Source organism: Paraburkholderia tuberum STM678 (assembly GCF_902833905.1).
GTDB lineage: Bacteria > Pseudomonadota > Gammaproteobacteria > Burkholderiales > Burkholderiaceae > Paraburkholderia > Paraburkholderia tuberum.
In genome coordinates, this window is the sequence record NZ_CADFGP010000010.1 from 71,319 (window position 1) to 92,743 (window position 21,425).

At 62.8% G+C, this 21,425-nt stretch carries 19 protein-coding genes and 3 pseudogenes; 7 read left to right on the forward strand and 15 right to left on the reverse strand.

Annotated features, from left to right (window positions below; genetic code table 11):
* Positions 1 to 30: 30 nt before the first annotated feature.
* The 4 genes from HWY30_RS11095 (at position 31) to HWY30_RS11110 (ending at position 7,626) form a co-directional block, all read left to right on the forward strand.
* Positions 31 to 2,427 carry a phosphoketolase family protein gene (locus tag HWY30_RS11095; RefSeq protein WP_090804194.1) on the forward strand — a complete coding sequence of 799 codons (2,397 nt, stop codon included), beginning with the start codon at positions 31 to 33 and terminating at the stop codon, positions 2,425 to 2,427.
* A gap of 33 nt (positions 2,428 to 2,460) precedes the next feature.
* Positions 2,461 to 4,956 (forward strand): glycogen/starch/alpha-glucan phosphorylase, encoded by a 2,496-nt coding sequence (locus HWY30_RS11100; RefSeq protein WP_090804192.1) that lies wholly within the window; start codon positions 2,461 to 2,463, stop codon positions 4,954 to 4,956.
* Positions 4,946 to 7,042, forward strand: coding sequence for a glycogen debranching protein GlgX (gene glgX / locus HWY30_RS11105; RefSeq protein ID WP_244144871.1), 2,097 nt, complete (start codon positions 4,946 to 4,948; stop codon positions 7,040 to 7,042). Before HWY30_RS11100 ends, glgX begins: the two co-directional genes overlap by 11 nt.
* Positions 7,043 to 7,158: 116 nt before the next feature.
* On the forward strand, positions 7,159 to 7,626 hold the full coding sequence (locus HWY30_RS11110) for a DUF4440 domain-containing protein (protein ID WP_090805706.1): 468 nt from the start codon (positions 7,159 to 7,161) through the stop codon (positions 7,624 to 7,626).
* A gap of 123 nt (positions 7,627 to 7,749) precedes the next feature.
* Here the strand turns inward: HWY30_RS11110 and HWY30_RS11115 are convergent, their stop codons facing one another.
* From HWY30_RS11115 to HWY30_RS41570, 9 genes and pseudogenes are all read right to left on the reverse strand, one after another.
* Positions 7,750 to 8,130, reverse strand: coding sequence for a potassium channel family protein (locus HWY30_RS11115; protein WP_090804188.1), 381 nt, complete (start codon positions 8,128 to 8,130; stop codon positions 7,750 to 7,752).
* A gap of 52 nt (positions 8,131 to 8,182) precedes the next feature.
* Complete coding sequence (locus HWY30_RS11120) at positions 8,183 to 9,196, reverse strand: DUF2955 domain-containing protein (RefSeq protein ID WP_090804186.1); 1,014 nt, start codon at positions 9,194 to 9,196, stop codon at positions 8,183 to 8,185.
* A gap of 7 nt (positions 9,197 to 9,203) precedes the next feature.
* Positions 9,204 to 10,340: an HlyD family secretion protein gene (locus HWY30_RS11125; RefSeq protein WP_090804184.1), complete on the reverse strand. Its 1,137-nt coding sequence runs from the start codon at positions 10,338 to 10,340 to the stop codon at positions 9,204 to 9,206.
* Positions 10,337 to 11,878 (reverse strand): TolC family protein, encoded by a 1,542-nt coding sequence (locus HWY30_RS11130; protein ID WP_176078884.1) that lies wholly within the window; start codon positions 11,876 to 11,878, stop codon positions 10,337 to 10,339. Before HWY30_RS11130 ends, HWY30_RS11125 begins: the two co-directional genes overlap by 4 nt.
* 29 nt (positions 11,879 to 11,907) lie before the next feature.
* Positions 11,908 to 13,029, reverse strand: coding sequence for an AI-2E family transporter (locus HWY30_RS11135; protein WP_090805704.1), 1,122 nt, complete (start codon positions 13,027 to 13,029; stop codon positions 11,908 to 11,910).
* A 447-nt stretch (positions 13,030 to 13,476) separates the two neighbouring features.
* On the reverse strand, positions 13,477 to 13,878 hold the full coding sequence (locus HWY30_RS11140) for a GFA family protein (RefSeq protein WP_090804178.1): 402 nt from the start codon (positions 13,876 to 13,878) through the stop codon (positions 13,477 to 13,479).
* A 93-nt stretch (positions 13,879 to 13,971) separates the two neighbouring features.
* Positions 13,972 to 14,400, reverse strand: a complete 429-nt coding sequence (locus HWY30_RS11145; RefSeq protein ID WP_090805702.1) for a YybH family protein — start codon at positions 14,398 to 14,400, stop codon at positions 13,972 to 13,974.
* 184 nt (positions 14,401 to 14,584) lie between these two features.
* Positions 14,585 to 15,517 (reverse strand): hypothetical protein, encoded by a 933-nt coding sequence (locus HWY30_RS11150; protein ID WP_090804177.1) that lies wholly within the window; start codon positions 15,515 to 15,517, stop codon positions 14,585 to 14,587.
* Positions 15,518 to 15,649: 132 nt separating this feature from the next.
* Positions 15,650 to 15,781, reverse strand: a pseudogene (locus HWY30_RS41570) (tautomerase family protein); the annotation flags it as partial.
* Positions 15,782 to 16,135: 354 nt separating this feature from the next.
* On the opposite strand from HWY30_RS41570, the gene HWY30_RS11155 reads away from it, so the two are divergent.
* On the forward strand, positions 16,136 to 16,867 hold the full coding sequence (locus HWY30_RS11155; protein ID WP_090804175.1) for a GlcG/HbpS family heme-binding protein: 732 nt from the start codon (positions 16,136 to 16,138) through the stop codon (positions 16,865 to 16,867).
* Positions 16,868 to 17,023: 156 nt separating this feature from the next.
* On the opposite strand, the gene HWY30_RS11160 is transcribed toward HWY30_RS11155, so the two are convergent.
* The 3 genes and pseudogenes from HWY30_RS11160 to HWY30_RS11170 form a co-directional block, all read right to left on the reverse strand.
* The gene (locus HWY30_RS11160; protein ID WP_018418318.1) at positions 17,024 to 17,452 is read right to left on the reverse strand and encodes a YciI family protein; all 429 of its coding nucleotides are present in this window, start codon (positions 17,450 to 17,452) and stop codon (positions 17,024 to 17,026) included.
* Between the two features lie 106 nt (positions 17,453 to 17,558).
* On the reverse strand, positions 17,559 to 18,575 hold the full coding sequence (gene pstS, locus HWY30_RS11165; RefSeq protein WP_090804173.1) for a phosphate ABC transporter substrate-binding protein PstS: 1,017 nt from the start codon (positions 18,573 to 18,575) through the stop codon (positions 17,559 to 17,561).
* A gap of 292 nt (positions 18,576 to 18,867) precedes the next feature.
* Positions 18,868 to 19,035 (reverse strand): annotated as a pseudogene (locus HWY30_RS11170) (LysR family transcriptional regulator); the annotation flags it as partial.
* On the opposite strand from HWY30_RS11170, the pseudogene HWY30_RS11175 reads away from it, so the two are divergent.
* Both HWY30_RS11175 and HWY30_RS11180 read left to right on the forward strand, forming a co-directional pair.
* Positions 19,034 to 19,474 (forward strand): annotated as a pseudogene (locus HWY30_RS11175) (SDR family oxidoreductase); the annotation flags it as partial. The pseudogenes HWY30_RS11170 and HWY30_RS11175 sit on opposite strands and share 2 nt — an antisense overlap.
* Before the next feature lie 291 nt (positions 19,475 to 19,765).
* The gene (locus HWY30_RS11180; protein WP_090804172.1) at positions 19,766 to 20,068 is read left to right on the forward strand and encodes a DUF4148 domain-containing protein; all 303 of its coding nucleotides are present in this window, start codon (positions 19,766 to 19,768) and stop codon (positions 20,066 to 20,068) included.
* Between the two features lie 230 nt (positions 20,069 to 20,298).
* On the opposite strand, the gene HWY30_RS11185 is transcribed toward HWY30_RS11180, so the two are convergent.
* The 3 genes from HWY30_RS11185 to HWY30_RS11195 form a co-directional block, all read right to left on the reverse strand.
* Complete coding sequence (locus HWY30_RS11185) at positions 20,299 to 20,487, reverse strand: hypothetical protein (RefSeq protein ID WP_090805701.1); 189 nt, start codon at positions 20,485 to 20,487, stop codon at positions 20,299 to 20,301.
* Between the two features lie 116 nt (positions 20,488 to 20,603).
* Entirely contained in the window at positions 20,604 to 20,906 is a 303-nt protein-coding gene (locus tag HWY30_RS11190; RefSeq protein WP_167368638.1) for a hypothetical protein, read from the reverse strand.
* Positions 20,903 to 21,277 (reverse strand): phage holin family protein, encoded by a 375-nt coding sequence (locus HWY30_RS11195; protein ID WP_090804170.1) that lies wholly within the window; start codon positions 21,275 to 21,277, stop codon positions 20,903 to 20,905. Before HWY30_RS11195 ends, HWY30_RS11190 begins: the two co-directional genes overlap by 4 nt.
* Positions 21,278 to 21,425 lie beyond the last annotated feature (148 nt).

A 21,425-nucleotide genomic window follows, 5' to 3' on the forward strand; every position in this document is an offset into this window, starting at 1 on the left:
GTTGCGGCTGCAAGCACAGGAGACGTCGGTATGGGCAAGCATCCCGCGGCGGACGCTTCGCAGCAGACCGCGCTCGGCAGCGACGAACTTCAGCTGATCGATGCGTGGTGGCGCGCATGCAATTATCTTTCGGTCGGCATGATCTATCTGCTGGACAACCCGCTGCTACGGGAGCCGCTGAAAGTCGAACACGTCAAGTATCGCCTGCTCGGACACTGGGGCGCGAGCCCGGCGTTATCGTTCGTCTGGGCGCATCTGAACCGCGTGATCAAACGCGACGATCTCGACGTCGTCTTCATGGCCGGTCCCGGACACGGCGCACCGGGCGTGCTCGGCCCCACCTATCTGGAAGGCACCTACTCGGAGATCTATCCGGACAAGAGCGCGGATGCCGAGGGCATGCAGAAGTTCTTCAAGCAGTTCTCGTTTCCCGGCCATATCGGTTCGCATGTGACGCCGGAGACGCCCGGGTCCATCCATGAAGGCGGCGAGCTTGGCTACAGCCTGTCGCATGCGTATGGCGCCGTGCTCGACAATCCGGACCTCATCGTGGCCTGCGTGGTCGGCGATGGAGAAGCGGAGACCGGGCCGCTCGCCACCGCGTGGCATTCGAATAAATTCATCAACCCGGCCCGCGACGGCACCGTGCTGCCGATCCTGAATCTGAACGGCTACAAGATCGCCAATCCGACCATCCTGTCGCGCATCAGCAGCAGAGAACTGGAAGCGCTCTTTGTCGGCTACGGCTACACCCCGCATTTCGTCGAAGGATCGGATCACGCGGAAATGCATCGGAAGATGGCGCACACGCTCGATACCGTGCTCGGCGAAATTCGGGCAATTCATCGGCAGGCACGCGCGAACGGCAATCTCGAGCGGCCGCTCTGGCCGATGATCGTGCTGCGCACGCCCAAGGGCTGGAGCGGACCGAAGCAGATCAACGGGCACAAGGTCGAAGGCTCGTGGCGCTCGCATCAGGTGCCTTTTTCCGATGTGCGCAACAACTCCGCGAATCTCGAAGTGCTCGAAGAATGGATGCGCAGCTACCGGCCCGCCGAACTTTTCGATGCCGAGGGCCGGCTGATCCCCGAACTCAAGGCGCTGTCGCCCCAAGGCCCGCGGCGCATGAGCGCCAATCCGCACGCGAACGGCGGCGTGCTGCGCCGCGAACTGAAGCTGCCCGACATCCGCGCGTACGCGGTGGATGTGCTGCACGCGGGCAAGGTGCTGCAGGAGAACACGCGGCCACTCGGCGAATTTCTGCGCGACACGATGCGCGCGAACATGAACACCTTCCGCGTGTTCGGCCCGGACGAAACGGCCTCGAACCGTCTGCAGTCGATCTACGAGGTCAGCAAGAAGGTGTGGATGGCCGAGATGCTCCCCGAGGACGAGGACGGCGGCGAACTGGCGCGCGACGGCCGCGTGATGGAGATGCTGTCCGAACACACGCTGATGGGATGGCTCGAAGGCTATCTGCTGACGGGCCGCCACGGCTTCTTCCATACCTACGAAGCGTTTGCGCACGTGGTGGATTCGATGTTCAACCAGCACGCGAAGTGGCTCGACATCAGCCGCAATCACGTGCCATGGCGCGCGTGGGTGTCGGCGGAAAACATTCTGCTGTCGTCGACCGTGTGGCGGCAGGATCACAACGGCTTTTCGCATCAGGACCCCGGCTTCATCGATCTCGTCACCAACAAGAGCCCCTCGGTCACGCGCGTCTATCTTCCGCCCGACGCGAACACGCTGCTGGTGGTCGCCGACCACTGTCTGCGCACCACCGACTGCATCAACGTGATCGTCGCCGACAAGCAGAAACACCTGCAATTCACCACCATCGACGAAGCCGTCGTGCACTGCGCCAAAGGCATCGGCGTGTGGCGGCGCGCGAGCAACGACGAGGACGCCGAACCGGACGTGGTGATGGCCTCGTGCGGCGACGTCGCCACCCAGGAAGCGCTGGCGGCGACGGCGATCCTGCGCGAGCGTCTGCCCGAACTGAAGCTGCGTTTCGTCAACGTGGTCGACCTGTTCAGGATGCAGCCGGCGAGCGAGCACCCGCACGGCTCGACCGAACGCGAATTCGACAGCCTGTTTACGACCAATAAGCCGGTGATCTTCAATTTCCACGGTTACCCGTGGCTGATCCACAAGCTCGCCTATCGCTTTCGCAATCACGAGAATCTGCACGTGCGGGGCTACAAGGAGAAAGGCAACATCAACACGCCGCTCGAACTGGCGATTCTCAATCAGGTGGACCGCTTCAATCTGGTGATCGACGTGCTCGACCGCGTGCCGCGCTTGCAGGGCAGATCCGCGCATCTCAGGGAAGACATGAGGAACGCGATCGTCAGCAACCTGAACTATGCGCATACGCATGGCACGGACCGCGCCGAGATCGTCGACTGGGTCTGGCCCTTCTGAACGTCACGCGCAGCATGCACCGAGGAAAGCATCATGGCCGACGCTCCCACCACGACCTCGCAGCAAAGCGCGGATGCAGCGCGCACCGGCCTGAGCGCCGCCGCGCTCCAACGCGGCGTGCTCGACAATCTGCTGTGCCTGCGGGGCCGCTATCCGGCGATCGCTTCCCCGCATGACTGGTACATGGCGCTCGCGTATAGCGTGCGCGACCGGCTGCTGGCCCGCTGGGCAACCTCCGTACAGACCTACGCCGGAAGCGATGTGCGGGTCGCCTGCTACCTGTCCGCCGAGTTCCTGATCGGCCCGCAACTCGGCAACAACCTCGTCAATCTCGGCATCGAGGCCAACGCACGCGAAGCGCTGCGCGCGCTCGGCGTCGACCTCGATATGCTGCTCGAACTCGAGGAAGAGCCGGGGCTCGGCAATGGCGGACTTGGCCGCCTCGCGGCCTGCTATCTGGATTCGCTCGCAACTTTGGAAATACCGGCCGTCGGCTATGGCATCCGCTACGAGTTCGGCATCTTCGACCAGCAGATTCGCGACGGCTGGCAGGTCGAAACCACCGACAAGTGGCTGCAAAAGGGCCATCCATGGGAGATCGTGCGCCCGGAGGTTGCGTACTACGTGGGGTTCGGCGGCAGCACCCACGACGAAACCGATGCACGCGGGCACCTGTGCGTGCGCTGGATACCCACACGGCAGGTCAAGGGCGTGGCTTGCGACACGCCGATGCCCGGCTATCACGTCAACACGTGCAACACCTTGCGGCTATGGAAGAGCGAGGCGGTCGAGTCGTTCGACCTGCAGGACTTCAACGCCGGCGACTATTACGAGGCCGTCAACGAAAAGGTCATCTCCGAGACGCTGTCGAAGGTGCTGTATCCGAACGACGAGCCCGAGATCGGCAAGCGCCTGCGTCTCGCGCAGCAATACTTCTTCGTGTCGTGCTCGCTGCAGGACATGCTGCGCCTGCTCGAAATCAGGGGCGAACCGGTCGGACACTTCGCGCAGTTGTTCAACGTGCAGTTGAACGACACGCACCCGTCGATCGCCGTCGCCGAGCTGATGCGTCTGCTGGTGGACGACAGGCAGGTGCCGTGGGACGAGGCCTGGGACATCACGCGGCGCGCGCTCGCGTACACCAATCACACCCTGCTGCCCGAAGCGCTCGAAACCTGGGGGCTGCCGCTGATGCGCAACCTGCTGCCGCGCCTGCTCGAAATCATCTACGAGATCAACCGCCGCTTCCTCGACGAGGTCCGGCAGCGCTATCCGGGCGACGACGCGCGCATCGCACGCATGTCGCTGATCGACGAGCGCGGTGACAAGCTCGTGCGCATGGCGCATCTGGCGACGGTCGGCAGCCACGCGATCAACGGCGTCGCCGAACTGCATTCCGGGCTGCTCAAGCAGACCGTGCTGCGGGACTTCGCCGAATTGTGGCCCGAGCGCTTTCACAACGTCACGAACGGCGTCACGCCGCGCCGTTTCATGCTGCTTTGCAATCCGGCGCTCGCGCGGCTGCTCGACGAGACCATCGGCGCTGGCTGGGTCACTGATCTCGCGCGACTGCGCAAGCTCGAAGCCTATGCCGACGACGCCGCGTTTCAGCAGCATTGGCGTAGCGTGAAGCAGGCGAACAAGGCCGTGCTCGCCGAGCATATCCGGGGTGTCACGGGCATCGGCGTCGACACTGCCGCGCTGTTCGACGTGCAGGTCAAGCGCATCCACGAATACAAGCGGCAACATCTGAACGCGTTGCTGATCGTCACGCTGTACCGGCGCCTGCTGCGTGATCCGCAGCTCGCGCTGACACCGCGCTGTTTCGTATTCGGCGGCAAGGCGGCGCCCGGCTACGCGACGGCCAAGCTGATCATCCGTTTGATCAACGGCATCGCCGAAGTCGTGAATAACGACCCGGTGGTGAACGGGCGGCTGAAAGTCGTGTTCTATCCGGACTTCAATGTGAAGAACGCGCACTTCATCTACCCTGCCGCCGACCTGTCCGAGCAGATTTCGACGGCCGGCAAGGAAGCATCGGGCACCGGCAACATGAAGTTCATGATGAACGGCGCGTTGACGATCGGCACGCTCGACGGCGCCAACGTCGAAATCCGCGAAGAGGTCGGCGACGAAAACTTCTTCCTGTTCGGCCTGAGCGCCGACGAAGTGGAACGTGTGAAGCGCGCGGGTTATCGCCCCGCGGACTATGTGAAGGACGACGCGGAACTGAGCGAAGTGCTGCAACTGATCGCCGACGGTCATTTCTCGCGAGGAGACCGCGAGATGTTCCGCCCGCTGATCGACAATCTGACGCACGCGGACCCGTTTCTCGTGCTCGCCGACTACGCCGCCTACGTGGCGCGTCAGGACGACGTGAGCGCCGCCTGGCAGGACACGCGGCGCTGGACCCGGATGTCGATCCTGAACACCGCGCGCTCGGGCAAGTTCTCTTCCGACCGCGCCATCGGCGAATACTGCGACAAGATCTGGAAGATCCGCCCGATGAGGATCACCCTTGATCAATGACCCTGAAACGGGATCGGTGCGTGCTCATGCGGTTCGCTCCGGGTCGCGGTTTCCCGTGGGCGCGTCGGCGGTGCCCGGCGGCATCAATTTCTGCATCTTCTGCCGTCACGCGACGCGCGTCGAGTTGTTGCTGTACGACGCGGCTGACAGCCCCGAGCCGTTCCAGATCATCACGCTCGCCGCCGCTTGCAACCGCACCTTCTACTACTGGCACGTGATGGTCGAAGCGCTGCCGTTCGGCACCTACTACACGTGGCGGGCGGACGGTCCGCGCGATACGCGCTCTAGCGGCCACGCGTTCGACCCCGACAGCGAACTCCTCGACCCGTATGCCCGCGCGGTCAGCGACGTGCTGTGGACGCGGCCTGCGCTCGGCCAGCCGAATCCCGACGGGCACAAAACCCACCGCGCGATCGTGACGGAACCCCTGCCCTCGTCCTCTCGGCGTATCTCGCGCGGACTCGACGACGCGATCATCTACGAGCTGCATGTCGGCGGCTTTACACGTGATCCGTCGAGCGGCGTGCAGCATCCCGGTACCTTCGCCGGCCTGATCGAAAAGATTCCGTACCTGACGCAGCTTGGCGTGACCCACGTCGAGTTGCTGCCGGTGATGGCCTTCGACGAACAGGACGTTCCGCCCGCCACGGCGGCCCTCGGCCTGAGCAACTACTGGGGTTACAGCACGCATAGCTATTACAGCCCGCATCCTCGCTACTGCCGCGATCCCGCGCGCGCGCCCCAGGAGTTTCGCGCGCTGACCGACGCCATGCACGCCGCGGGCATCGCCGTGCTGCTCGACGTCGTGTTCAACCATACGGCCGAAGCGGGCGAGACGGGCCCCGTCATCAACTTCAAGGGCCTCGTCAACGATATCTTCTACCACCTCGACGCGGCCGACCGGCGCCGCTACCGGGACTACACCGGCTGCGGCAACACGATCAATTGCAACCATCCACTGGTGACGACGTTCATCGTGCGCTGCCTCGAATACTGGGTGGAAGAACTCGGCGTCGACGGCTTCCGGTTCGATCTGGCGAGTGTCTTCGCGCGCGACCAGCGCGGCGAGCTGATGTTCGATCCACCGCTGCCCTGGGCGATCGAGTCTTCGCGTGTGCTGTCGCGCGTGCCATTGATCGCGGAGGCGTGGGACGCCGCCGGGATGTATCAGGTCGGCGCCTTTCCCGGCATGGCATGGGCCGAGTGGAACGGCCGCTATCGGGACGTGATTCGCCGTTTCGTGCGCGGCGACCCGGGGCTCATCGGGGCGGTCGCGACCTGCATCGCGGGCAGCTCGGACCTCTATGCGGACGACGGCAGGCTGCCCAACAACAGCGTCAACTTCGTGACGTGCCACGACGGCTTCACGCTGATCGATCTCGTCAGCTTCGAATCGAAGCACAACGAAGCCAACGGCGACGAGAATCGCGACGGCAGCTCCGACAACCTGTCGTGGAACTGTGGGGCCGAGGGAGGGACCGGCGACGCCCAGATTCTCGGTCTGCGACATCGCCAGGCGCGCAACGTGATGGCCATCCTGTTCCTCAGTCTGGGTGTGCCGATGACGCTCGCCGGCGACGAGGTGCTGCGCAGCCAGCGCGGCAACAACAACGCCTATTGTCAGGACAACTCGCTCAGCTGGTTCGACTGGACACCCACTGAAGCCGGCTCGGCCATGTCGCGCTTCGTGCGCGAGCTGATCGCGCTGCGCAAGCGCCATGCAAGTTTGCGGCGGCGGTATTTCCTGACCGGCCGGCCCTCGCCGGGGCAGACTCGGCCGGATGCGGCGTGGCACGGCGAGCGCCTGAACGAGCCGGGCTGGCACGATCCAGGCGCGCGGCTTCTCGCCGTCACGCTGGGCGGCGAAGCGCCTGGCGAGACCGCACTGCACGTGGTGTTCAACATGGACGATTGCGCCCGCACGGTCCAGTTGCCGGCGCCCGACGGGCGGCACTGGCGGCGTATCGTCGATACCGCGCGCGACAGTCCGCATGACATCGTGCAAGCGGCGCAACAGGGCGCTATCGAAAGCGATCAGTCGCGCGTGGAGGCGCGCAGTGTCGTGGTTCTGGAAGAAGCGAGCTGAACCGACGCAAATAACCCGGGTTCTTGTCCTCTAACGTCGATGCTGTGGCGGATATGCCGTGTGCAATTTCGATTTACTGGCGGAACAATCCACCGGCAACGATCGCGGAGGGCATCATGAGAATCAGCGTAGACGGGCCGTCCGTCGTCTTTGCGATGGTTGCGGTCGTGGCCCATGGCAGCGCATTCGCGAGGTCCGAAGCCTGCCATCCCACCTCCGAAAAGCAGATTTCCGCACTGTTCGATCGCTGGAACGACTCGCTGAAAACCGGCGACCCGCAGAAGGTCGTGGCGAACTACGCGCCGAACTCGATCCTGCTGCCGACCGTCTCGAACAAGCCGCGTTTGACCGCCGACGAAAAGCTCGACTATTTCAAACACTTCCTCGAAAACAAACCGGTCGGCACGATCGACTTCCGCGACATCATGATCGAATGCAACACGGCGATCGACTCGGGGCTCTACACCTTCAAGTTCGCGGACGGCTCGGTCGTCAAGGCGCGCTATACGTTCACCTACGCGTGGAATGGGCACAAGTGGCTGATTACCAGCCATCATTCGTCGAAAATGCCGGAAGGCAATTAGCCGATGTGGTTTAGAAAAAGTCACGCTGGGACTTGAACCTCATTCACGAATGACCTGAATACGTCCCGCCTTGACTGCCGCCATCAATACCGTCCAGTCCGCCTCATTCTGTTGCGCGCCTCGCTATCCCGTCCTTTCCGCCCGATGCGCGGCCTCCTGCACACCTCGTACAGCCGCGGCCACGATCAAGCCGGTGAATACCACACCGATCAGCCCGAGGCATGCGGCGTCGATCCGGCCGAACGCCGAAGTGGGCACGACATCGCCGTACCCGATGGTGAGCGCCGTGATCGCGCAGAAGTACACGGTTTCACCCAGCGGCGACGGTGTCCGGTTCGCTGTCTCGACGGGCGCGCCCCAGTAGTCCATGCCAAACGTCAGCAGGACGAACAGTAGAAGCAGACCGATCAGAATCGCTCTCAGATACCACAGGGTTATCGCCATTTCCTTCAGGATCTCGCCGGCCCGAGGACGGACCGCACCATCGCCTGTCGCATTTCCCATCGCACGCTCCTGTTGCGATCACCGGATCGGCTTTGCAGCATGCCGCACCGCCTCACTCCGCACGGCGGTGCTGCTCGAAAAGCAGAAGCATCAAATACGCATAGGCCGTTACGGCCAGAAAGAGCCCCATTCGGACGGCAAACGCGGTGTAGACATCCTTGCCCGCCACGCTGTCCTGCACCGATTGCCCGAGCAGAATGATCATCGTCACGAGACTGTTCAGCCAGAAGCCCGGCGAACAACGCGTGGGTTGCAGGCCGTACAGCTTGCGTCCCACCAGCAGGCCGAACAACAGCATCCACAGAAAGAACATCCACAGATGCACGAACAGCCTCAGCGCAAACCAGAACGCGATGGCGAGCAGACCGCCGAGCAGCGTCGAGCCGATCAGATCGCGTGCGGCGCCGCGGGCCGAGGTCGTGCAGGTTTGTCTGCCGAGGCTGACGGACTTCATGATGATCGGCATGTAGTTCGCCGGGTCGGTCATCGCGAGCAGATAGGCCGGCATGACGACGAGCGCGGCACGCAGCGCGATATAGGCCGCCTCGTCTTCCGCCATCGCTGCCGCGGCGGGCTGTTCTCGCGCGCCCATGCTTTCAGGAAACAATCTGTGCGCCAGCGTCGACGCCAGCACGGCAAGCAGAAGTCCCTTCGCCAGCGCGCCGACGACCGTCAGGGCCAGTTCGAAGTCGGCCGTGCCCGCGGCGGAAATCATCGTCAGTCCCGCGACCAGAAAAGTCGCGACGAGATTGTTGCCGCCACGCAGCCCGTAACGAAACGCGAAGAACAGCATGAGGCCGACGATCATGATGCCGGCCAACGCATAGTGACGAAGCAACGGAACGAGGAGCAGGCCGCTGCCGGTGGTCGACGCCACCACCAGCGAAAGAATCACGCCGGCCTTCAACGATAGCGGGCGATTCTGCGTGGCCAGCAGAAAAACCGTGAATACCGGCGCGACGACGGGTATCGGGAAATCGAGTCCAAAGCTGACGGCAAGAGCGATTGCCGTTCCGATGGCCACACGTATCGCGCGATAACCGAGGCGCTGGGTCACGGGTTGCATGGGCTTCTCAATAGACGTAGGAGAGCCAGCTCATCAGCCGGATGAACGCGTGTCCCAGCGGATTGAGCGGATTGCCCTGGGTCGGAAACGCCATCACTTCGGCCTGCCCGCCCACCCGCAGATCGCGCAGACGCGCGCGCTCGCTGTCGTCGAATTCGACGATTACCGGGAAACGCTGCGCGGGACGCAGCCAGTCGCGGCTATTCTGCACGGTGGGCAGGCTGCCCGCCGGCGTGCTCTGCCCCACACTCACGCCATAGCCGATACTGCGAACCCGCCCGCCGAACACTTCGCCGGGCAGCACGTCCAAGGCGATCTCGACGCGCGTGCCGGGTTTGAGATGGCCCAGATTGTTCTCCGTCATGTCGGCGCTGATCCACACGTCGCGGATCGCGATCAGCGTCATGACCGGATTGCCCGCCGCGGCGAACTGACCGACTTCCGTGCGCAGATCGGTCACGACGCCGCTCGAGCGGGCTTTGATCCGCGCGTTGGCGAGATCGAGTTCGGCCTTCTCCAGCGCGCCAGCGGCGCTGCGCAACTGCGCATTCTCCGCCTCGCTTCCGCCCTGCTGCTCCCGCGCCCGCTCGACTTCGGCACGGGCCCCGTCGACCTGGCTTAGCGCCTGTTCATGCGTCGCCCGCGCGACCTCGAGGCGTCGCAGGGAGACGGTGCCCTCGTCTTCACGATAGAGCCGCTCGAGACGGTCGCTGTCCTGGCGCGCCTTGACCTCGTTCGCGATGGCGGCCCGCAACGCCGCGACTGCCGACTCGATACCGGCCGTGCTGGCACCGAGCTGCCGGCGCGTGGACTCCAGATCGGCGCGCGCGCGGTCAGCGGCAATGCGGTAGGGCTCGCTATCGACTTCGAACAGCACGTCCCCCGCGTTGACATCCTGGTTGTTATGGACGAACACCCGCGTCACGCGTCCCGACACCTCGGCGGCGACGGGCACGACATAGGCCTGAATCCGCGCCTGCTGCGTATACGGCGTGAAGCGGTCGGCGAGCAGATACCAGATCAGGCTCAGCACGATCAGACAGACGACCCATTTGACCGCCCTGCCCGAAGGGTCGGCGGCAGGCGTCGACGACTTCGGCGGGGCGGCGGTTCGAGGCTCGCGGGTATCCTGGGTATCGCTCATCGTGACGCCCCTTCGGCTTGCCCCGGCGTACCGGAAGACGGCGCCGTCTGGTCGAGCAGGTCGCCCCAATCGGTGCGTTGCCGCATCTGCGCGCGCGTCGCCGCGTCGACGAGCGGCTGTTCGGTTTCCCAGCCGCCTCCGAGCGCCTTGTAAAGCGCGATCACACTGCCGAGCGCATTGCTGCGATTGACCACGTACGCGTCCTGCTGCGCGAACAGCGCGCGCTGCGCATCGAGGACCCGCTGGAAGTCCGAATACCCTTCCCGATAGATCGTATTGGCGAGCGTCAGCGAGCGCCGCGCCGCGCCCTGCGCGTCATTCAGAATGGTGTCGCGCTGCAAGGCGGCGAGCAGCGCCGTCGCGGCGTCGTCGGCCTCGCGCGCCGCCTCGCGCACCGTGTTCTGATAAGCGAGCGTCAACTCTTGCAGCCGTGCGTCCTGGACGCGCACGTTGTTCGTGATCCTGCCGTAATCGAACACGTTCCACGTCACGCTCGGGCCCGCGGCAATGAGCAGTGTGCTCGGTGCGCCCGCGAGCGAACTGGCGGTCCACGTCAGCGTGCCGAGCAACGATACCGACGGGTACAGATCCGCTTTTGCCACGCCGATGAGCGCCGACTGCGAAGCCATCTGATACTCGGCCGCGCGAACGTCAGGGCGGCGCAACAGCAGATCGGCCGGTACGTCCTGCAGCACCGCATGATCCACCAGCGGCACCACGCCTTCCTTGCCCGACTGCACGTCGAGTTCCGGCAGCGGACCCGGCGCTCGCCCGATCAGCACCGACAGCGCATGACGCGCAAGCACGATCTGGCTTTCGAGATCGGGGATGCTGCTCAGCGTCCCAAGGTACTGCGTCTTCGCCTGCTGGAAGTCGAGTTCGTCGGATTCGCCAGCCTTGAAGAGCTTTTGAGCGATGTCGTAGCTGCGCTTTTGCAACTGGGCGTTCTCGCGAGCGATACGTAGCCGCGCCTGCGCGACCCGCAGCGTGAAATACGTATCCGCGACCTGCGCGTGCAACAGAACCAGCGCATCGTCGCGGTTGGCTTGCGCGGCGAAGAACCCGGCGTCGGCCGATTCGATCGCGCGGCTGAAGCGTCCCCAGAAATCGAGTTCCCAGCCGATGCTGAAGCCCGCGCCGTACTGCACGAAGGCGCCCGAGCGCGGATTGGAACCATCCGAGCGCTTGCGCGCCGAAGCCAGTACATCCGCACTCGCCTGCTGCACCTGCGGATAGCGTCCCGCGAGCGCGATGCCGAGCTGTGCGCGCGCCTCGAGCACGCGCAGTCCGGCGATTTTCAGGTCGCCGTTGTTCGCGTCGGCTTCGGCGATCAGACGTTCGAGATTCCTATCGTCGAAGATCAGCCACCACTGGCGCACATCGGGCTGTGCACCCTGTTGCGTGACCCGCGTGATCGATTCGCTACTCCAGTGCTCGCTCCACGCTTCATGCTGCGGCTTGAAGTCCGGGCCCACCCGCATGCATCCGCTCAGGCCAACCGCCGCCCCGAACAGCACTGCGATCCCGTACGGACGCATCAACGGTGACACGGAGCCATCCTCGAGCTTCAGGTCTGCTTCTGTTCGTGGGTCTGCGTCGGTTGCGTGGGTTGCCTGGGTTGAGGCTGGTCTCGGACCCAGCGCCAGAACAGCTGATAACCGACGGCCAGCATCACGGGCCCAACGAATAGCCCGATGACGCCTCCCGTCACCATGCCGCCGAGCGCTCCGATCAGCACGACGGGCATCGGCACCGCGACGCCACGGCCCAGCATCAATGGCTTGAGCACGTTGTCGGCGAGGCCCGCGACGAACACGTAAACCGAGAAGATGATGTTTGCGGTGTTCACGCCGTCCGTGACGATCACGAAGGCGATCACCGGAATGGTGATCAGCGTGGCCGGCAATTGCATGATGCCGAGCAGCAGCACGGCCAGCGCGAGCAACCCCGCGCCGGGTATCCCCTTCACGACGAAGCCGATGCCGATCAGCAGCATCTGGATAAACGCGATGCCCACTACCCCCTGGGCCACCGCGCGAATCGTCGCCGTGCACAAGTCGGCGATCTGAGCGCCGTTCTCGGGGCCCGAGATGCGCGAGGCGATCTGCACCGCGCTGTGATAGCCCTTCTCACCGTGGGCCATCAGGATGCCTGCGACGATCAGCGCGACGAAAAATATCACCAGGCCGGCACCGAGACCCGTCACCGTGGCAAGCACAGCGAGACCGGCCTCCTTCAGCTGCGGGGCGAATTTATGCGCAAGACCGGTCAGGTCCGTCGATGCCTGTTGCCAGAAGTCGTACACACGCTGGCCGACCAGCGGCCAACTCGCCACCGACTCCGCGGGAGGCGGAATCCGGAAGCTACCGCTCCTGGCAATGGCTATCGATTTCTCGACCGAATCGGCTACCGCGAGACCCAGCGCATACGTTGGCACCAGAATCACGACGAGCGCGACAAGGACGATCAGCGTGGCGATCAGGCCATCCTTGCCGCCGAGCATGGAGCGAAGCAGGACCTGCAGCGGATAGAGCGTGATCGCAAGAATCACCGACCAGGCCATCAGGTTAAGAAACGGCGCGAAGATCCGAAAACAGAATACGGCCAGGACCGCGACGAGTCCGGCGCGGATCAGGACGTCGAGCATCTCTCGGGACGGAGTCCGTTGGGGAATCGGTGTGAGCAGCATAAGTTGTTCTCCCGCCAGGTCGCGTCGCGGTTCGGCGGCGACACCGTGATAGGCCTGCAATCGCGAAAACTCAAACCCACTGGAACGTTCTTGACGCCAATACCAAGGCCTGCCTGCAATTCCGGCATTTTAGGAAGAGGATCGCGCCGGCTTTGTCGTCGACAGAACGCGGCGTTTCACTACTATTGAACCCGCGCCTGAAATATTCAATTGGACTTTGGTCTCATAGACCTCGAGCCGTCCGGAGTTCAGCCGCCGAGCCGCCGCTCACGGCCGGAATCTGGTATCCCACCGATGCGCCGCCCACGCCGCACGCCTTGGGCGACGTCACCCAGACCGGCGCGGCCGGCGCGCCGATAGCAGGCCATCACCTGCCGCTGATCGTGCTGTCGCACGGCAGCGGCTGGTACGGCGCCTTTCGAGTCGATGTTGCGATAGGAAGGAGACTCACCCGAATTCGTCGTGTTGCGGCAAAGGGTCGGTGATCGAATACCACGGTGCCTTTGAACCCACGAAAATATGGCCAGTGGGAGACATGGCGGGCGAGTCCGTGAGTGTTCCCAGCGTGACGTGAACGTATTGCCCCTGACGAACCACCGAGAACATCAGGCTTCCACATATTTTGCAGCGCACATCATGCGACGCTCGTTCATCGCCGAAAATCAACAGGCTGTCTTCGCCCCGCGTGATGCGCAGCTTGTCGCGCTCGATTCCCGCGAAGGGTTTGAACGCCGAGCCGGTCGCGCGCCGGCAGTTTGAACAGTGGCAGTTCAACGCATAGACGAATTCGTCTCTTACCGAGTAATGGACGGCACCGCAAAGGCATCGGCCGGCAAGCAATGGTTTCATGGCTGCTTTTAAACTGAAGGTACGTTGCAAATTGGAAAGTCACGCAGCCGTGATTATTCGCGAGCCGACGCGCGATGTCGAACCGCCAGACCGCTAGCGCCTGAAAATGACCTGCGCCGTGCCGACCTCGATCGGAGAGGAGGTGTGCTGGTGGACAATTTTCCATCCGTCGGCCTGCTGCCTCAGCGTCATGGTCAGGCGATTGTCCATCGAGCGCAGTTCCAATCCGTCGGCGTCGACGGCTTTATATGTCGCGAAGGCGTGAACGACGGCGAGGTCCGCGGCGACGATCGTTTGCGCCGCGCTGATATCGACTATCACACGTTCTGTACCCAGCGAACCGAACCAGCCCTCCACCATGGCGCGCCACGATGCGATGCCGTTGTACGACCATGTCCCCCACATGTCGAAGACCACCGTATCGCGGTCGTATAGCGCAACGAACGCGTCCACGTCTTTTGCCAATATCGCGGCTTTGTAGCCCTCCAGGACTCGCAGGATCGGATTGTCGAGTCGGTTCACAGTGTGCTCCCAGGTCGGATGACGATGGCGGCCAGACTTGGCGCAAAACGGCAGATCCAAGGTTCCTGGCCAATTGTCTTACCAGGTAACGACGATCGACGCACCATCGCATCGACATCCCCCCGAAAAAAACCTTCAACACGATATTGCGTTGCATTGATCAGATCCCCGCCCGCTGCGCGGATCACTGGGCGATCTGCTGACGTTGATACTCGTCGTGCTTCATTTGCATATAGTCGGCGCGGCTGACCTCGTGCAATTGCCGCGGATACTGCTCGGTGGCATCGAACCAGTCAGCGAGGCGTTTGTCGAGGCGGGCGTTGGGCGGGCTGGAAAGCGCGCCAAGATAGGCATCGATGGCGAGGTAGTAGCGCATCGTATTGCGTTCGACCAGGCCGCGCACGCCGCCGATGTATTGCGGCTCGCTCGTCGACGAATCGGGCGTAGCGGAAAAGCCGACCTTGTCGCTGCCGATCGTCGCCAGGTAGGTTTTCATGGCAATCCGTCCCGCCGTGCCATATCCGTACGCGTAGGTCAGGTGAATAAAGGTGCGGTTATCGCCCACCGGTATCGCTTCCAGCACGATACGGTAGTCTTTCGTGCTCAGCGGACCCTTGGCGGCAGTGAGCTCGACGCGAAAATAATCAGGGGTGCTCGCTACCGCACGAAAGTTGAATTGCACGCGGTACGACGACGAAAGCGATTCCTCGGTTTTCTTGCCGATGTTCACGGTGAGGATCGTACCGCTGTCGCTGGTCGACGCATGGCAGTATTTGGTGTTCAGATGCAGGATCAGCACGTCGCACCAGTTGGCCGGGCCCTGAGTCGGGTCGTTGAGCGCGCCGCTGACCACCGCGAAAGGATAGTTGAGCACCCCGTAAATATCGCCCTTGAGCGCCGACGGCAACTCCTGCGATTCGAGGTACAGCGGTCGCTGAAACTGGTTGTGCGCGAGTTGCTGCGTCAGACTTTGATATTTCGCGTGCAGGCGAGCCGCGCCGTCGTCCGCTTGCGCGACGACGCTCTGGCATAAGAAACAGAACACCGTGGTAATCAAGACAATCCACCACGGTCGCGTCCGCCGATTACCTGCCGGGGATGTCGCAAGCCTGCTCATGGTCCTCCTCCTACTTTGGCTCAGGTTGTGGCGCAACGGAGGCGGATCCGATCCTGGCGCCCTCGTGGTTCCCGCATATCGCCGACGTCACACGGCCATGCGCAAATACAGGCCGCGGAACCCGGACCCTCAACGCTCGCCTACGCTGATTCGCCTGACGTCCACCGACATCATCCGAGCATAGGTCTCACTCATTTTCGCCGCGAGCAGTCTTTTGCTCTCGACAGAGTAGTGATCGTTTACATCAAGCTGTAGATAAGGCATTGCGTCGATCTCCAATGAGAGTGTTGCGCACGCGCCAACTATATGCCGCGCCATCCAATCGATCAAAACCGTCGCCGCACCACGCTCCGGCGAGCCGATCGTCGCTCGTGTCCGTAGCAGTGTCGAACGCCAGGCAAGCATGGCTGACGGGCACTCTGTTTTGGCCAATTGCCCTTGCATAATGGCCTTCACTATTTACACGAAGTCCCGGATCAACGAGGTACGTTCGCTGCCGGGAGCTCGCCACCGACATTCGACAGCGATGAGTTGTTTATTTCATTGGCTGTCCTATTGTTTGTTCGCGTTCTCGCCCACAGCGTGCCTGCTGTCAAATCGATCGTCAGGAGAATCGTCATGCGTAAGATGCTTACCGTCGCTGTCGCAGCGTTTTGTATTGCGTCCTTTTCGCACGAAAGTCGTGCCTCTGGCGATGATGATGTCCCACAAGCCCGATGCACGCTACCGCAAGGTACGGTCGCATTGGTAGAAAAGCAGTTGAATACGGTCGTGAACCTGCCCGATGCGAACGGCGGGATCTTCAAGCCTAACCGGATGTGGGCGGCCCTTGTCGATCGGCAGGGGCATCTATGTTCGGTGATCGTGACCGGCGACGCCTGGCCCGGTAGCCGGGCCATTGCAATCGCGAAGGCTTATACCGCGAACGGTTTCAGCAACGACGCACTCGCCCTATCGACGGCAAATCTCTATGCGGCCGCCCAGCCGGGCGGCTCCCTTTACGGCCTGAATAATTCGAATCCTTTTGACGCGCGCTTCCTCGAACAGGGCAGCGGCATCGGACACACGCTTGGCGGCGTCATTACCTTCGGCGGCGGCGTCGCGCTTTATGCAGCAGGGAAAGTCATCGGAGGATTGGGCGTGAGCGGCGATAGCGCCTGCGCCGATCATGCGATCGCCTATCGCATGCGCAAGCTCGCGGGGCTCGGCACTGTACCCGCCGGCCAAGGCCCGAACAACACGGATAACATCGTCTATTCAACGAGCGGATCTCCGATCGGCTTTGAGCATCCTCATTGCTTCCCGAGCGACCTGAGCGCCGATAAGATCGAGCAGATACCTTCGCACTGACCGGCTTCGAACGGTTGGCCGGCGACACCCACTGACGACGGCAATCATCGACCCGTGGCATCGGGCTTCCGGACAACGTATCGGAAGCCCGCGTAGCGTCTCGGACAGTCGGATCTGGATTGCGTTCGTACCCGCAGACTGATGCGGTGAAAATCGTCAACGCATCTGCCCGTCAATTTGCCTGCGCAGACGATTTTCCTCGTCTTGAAGCTCGGGCGTAAAAGCTTCGCCAAAGTCCGCAGGCTCAAAGAACGGGCGAATCTCGATCTCTGAATCACTGACCATCGGATTCGGGCAGCGCTTTACCCATTCAATCGCTTCGTCCATCGATTGAACCTGCCAGAGCCAGTACCCGGCAATCAATTCCTTGGTTTCCGCAAACGGGCCGTCAATGACGGTGCGGTCCTTCCCTGAGAACCTCACGCGAGCGCCGGCCGAACTCGGCTTCAACCCGTCGCCGCCCTGCATGATGCCGGCCTTGACCAATTGCTCGTTGTACTGCCCCATCGCCGTGAGGAGTTCGGTACTCGGCATTTGCCCGGCTTCCGATTCGGGGGTTGCCTTGATGATGACCATGACGCGCATTTGGGTTTTCCCTTAGAAGACGAAAGTGTCTGGAGGCAACGGCGCCTCCAGTGACGACGACGAATGATCATAGGGGAAATCGACACGCGCCAGACACGATTGCTGGTCACGGCACTGCGAACGCGTTGTGCACCGACTTTTCGCCTGTATCGGCGGGCCATTGTGCGCGGATCTTCGTCACGACCGGCTCCGGAAGCGGTATGTAATCCAGCGCGTTGACCGTCGGCCCACCATGACTCAACGCCCATTCGAAAAACTTCAAGGTGGCTTCGTCGTGGCCCGGCTTGTTCGGCATCGCGGGAAGCAACACATAAGTCGCACCCATGACCGGCCAGGCATCCTTGCCCGGCTGGTTGGTCAGCGATTGCGAGAGAGAGCCCGACCAGTCGGCGCTCGCCGCGGCTGCCCTGAAGGTCGCGGCGCTGGGCTGAACGACATTACCCGCCGCATTGGTCATGGCAACGTACTTCAAGCGGTTCTGTTTCGTGAAATCCCATGCGACATAGCCGATTGCGCCGGGCAGATAGCCGACGTACGTGGCAATGCCCTCGTTGCCTTTGCCGCCGATGCCGAGCGGCCATCGCACGCTAGTGCCTTCGCCTACCCTGCGCTTCCATTCCGGACTGACCTGCGCGAGGTAGTGAGTCCAGATCAGCGTCGTGCCCGAGCCATCCTGGCGACGCACCACGGCAATCGGGTAATTAGGCATCTTGATCTTTGGGTTCAACCGCACGATTGCCGGGTCGTCCCAGAACTGAATCTTGCCGAGATAGATGTCGGCGACGACCGGCCCCGTCAACATCACCTCGCCGGCTTTGAGCCCCGGAAGGTTCACGACGGGTACCACGCCGCCGATTACGGTTGGAAATTGCCGCAAGCCGTTGCGGGTCAGTTGATCGTCGGTCAGTGGCGCATCCGAGCCCGCAAAGTCGACTTCCCGGGCGATGACCTGCTTGAGCCCATCGGACGAACCCGTGCCCTGATAGATCACCCTGCTGCCACCCGACTTCTGGTAGTCGGCGGCCCATCGGGTGTAGAGGGGAGCGGCGAACGTGCTGCCGGCTCCCTTGATGTCGGCGGCGTGGGCCGCGGCTGCGCATGAACAGCAGATCAGACCGGCCATGATGGCGTCGGATGTTCTCACGAATGTCTCCCGTCGGTTCTTGTTCCGGGACATCGCTGATCCAGACCTGCCACCGCATGAGCTCGTTGGAGGGCGACCGTGCCGGTAATTCAATGTGCAGTTTTCATCGGGTGTGTCAGGTCTCCTGCATGACACGCCATACGACACATTAAAGAACGGTGACAGACCGAATTCCAGTTGAATCGTGCTATCGAACGCGCCGTGCCCGGCGGCCTCTTCCCCAATTGCAGGCATCCGGTTTCGGGATAGCCGACACACATCAGACATCCCTTCACGTCTCGTCCCACGGTGGCACGCCCGAGAACGCGTTGACCAGGAAATCGATTGCCGCACGAACTTTTGCGCTCACGTGGCGACGGCTCGGATACAGCGCGAGCACATCGATATCCGGCAAACGGTATTCAGGCAATACCTGGACGAGCCGGCCTGCGCGTAGGTCAGCGACGCTGGCCACCAACCTGACGAGCGCGTTTGTCGGCGCCAAGCATCAGATTCCTGAAATGATCAAGCAAGGCGGTGGGTCGATCATCTTCACGTCGACGTTCGTCGGCTACTCGTTCGCCTTCCCGGGGACCGCCGCCTATGCCGCGAGCAAAGCCGGCCTGATCGGACTGACGCAAGCGCTCGCGGCTGAATACGGCCCGCAAGGCGTGCGCGTCAACGCGATCCTCCCGGGCGCGGTGGACACGCAGATGTATCGCGGTATGAACGATACGGCCGAATCGCAGACGTTCGTGACCGGACTGCACGCGCTCAAGCGGGTCGCAAAGCCGGAAGAGATTGCCCGCTCGGCGCTCTACCTTGCTTCCGACGACTCGTCCTTCGTGACGGGTACCGCTTCGTTGGTGGACGGTGGGGCTTCGATTACGCGCACCTGAGCTTTCTTGACGACGGCACCCGCGGGAATGCGGATGTTCGACGACGACCCGCGAACGGCTGCTTGACCCACGCTTCGATGATGTCGGCTCGTGTCCGGAGGTACGGTCCGGATGCGCGGCCGACATCGGAGCGTTCGGGCGCGAGCGTCAACCAGCGTCGGCTGATGGGCGAACCCCCTACCATGAAAAATAAACGACCACTGTGCGGTTCCTCACCTAACCTTTGATCAGTTGAACCGCGAAAAGCAAAGCGCGAGTCAGCCGGAGTAACCAACAAGGAGGCGGGCCATCATGAAGACGTTAGTCCACACAGCTTGCGCGGTCGCGGTCATGGCTGTGTCAGTTGCATCGCTGGCGCAGTCGGACGGGGCGCTGACGCACGCGCAAGTGCAGGCAGAAATCGCTCAGCTCGAGCAAGCCGGCTTCAATCCGGCCAATGCGAATACCGTCGACTTTCCTACCAACATGCCGACCACCAACGCAACTGCCGCAGGCCAGAGCAGCGGCTACGGCCCCGCGACCAGCGGTACGCAGCAGATGGGTCATCCGGCCAGCACGAGTGGGATGAAGCCGGTGTTCTTTGGCGGATCGTAAGCCTGTCCGTCTGACCAGTTCGCCGCTGCAGAGCATGCTCTCCCCGCCGGGGACGGCGTGGAGTGTCGTGCCATGCGCGCTTGCAGAGTGGTTTCGGCCGCCGCCTGAATGCCCGAAGCCGTCATGACGACGATTTCGGACGCACCCGGTCGAGCGCCATATTGCATGGCGCCTGTTGAATTGCCCGCGTTCATTCGCTGAACGCCTGGGCGCGAACAGCTAACACCTCGTCAGCGTTTCTTAACGTCGATGGTGAGGATTTCGTATCCGGGGTCGGCGTGCTCGTTCGCGACTTTATTCGCTTCCTCGTACGAGCGAAAGGACGTGGCTTCCTTAATCTCCGGTGCCATGCCGATATCGCCGTCCTCTGCGGTGCAGAGGAACTTTTCGCCGGTCTTTACGACGTAGACGGTCGTCATATCTCCCTCCATGGCTTGCATGGGGAACTTCCAGTCTAGCAGGCTGGTGGGGTTGCACACGGTTCGCTGAGGCGATTCTGCTTTGCCTGGTCCGTTCGCTGCATTCGCTCAGGGCGTCACTGCGCGATCGACCGCCGCACATTGCGGGCGATCCACGCCGCAAGACCGGAACGGCCCGCGATCGACAGCGTGCGGCGCGGCCCCAGCACGATGCCGCCGATCACCAGCGCGAGAAGCAGCGCAACATGCGGCGCCTGGGCGAGCGACGCGAGCACATTGCCGGCGGAGGAGCGCGAGGCTGCCCGCACCGCCGGCAACGCGGCAGTCTGGTTCGCCGCGACCAATGCGGCTCGCGATGCCTCCATGCGTTTCAGAATGGTGACCCGGGCAAGCTCATTTGCGTGATGTGGCTGACTCATTTGAGCGACTCCCTGAGAGCGTCGAGATCGGAATGAATCTCGGCCTTGAGCACGTGAAGCGATTGCGCCGGTTTCTGCGCCCGCAAGACGAGCAAGGACACGATGCACACGAGCAGCCACGCGGCGGCAACGCCCCAGACCACCGCAAGGAAGTAAGGCGTCTGCCACGCGGTGGCGATGATCGCGATGCAAATGAAGGACAGCGTGAACAGGCCCGCGACTGCCAACGCCATGAGTGCGCTCAACTCGCGCACCAGACGCTTTCGCGTCTCCTCGACTTCCAGCGCGAGCAGTTCGCTATAGTCGGTTACACGTTCGACGCAGAATCGCCCGACGTTGCGCCACCTCGTGACCTTCGCATGGATCGACATTCCGTCCTCCTTACGATTCATTTGCGCCGGCCGCCATCAGCAAAGACTTCGCCTCTCGACCGACAGAGCGAAGCGACGCCAGCGTTGAGCGCAGCGCAAGAGCCGGGCCCGCGCTGAGCGATCGCACGCCGCGTGCCCGTTTCTGGAC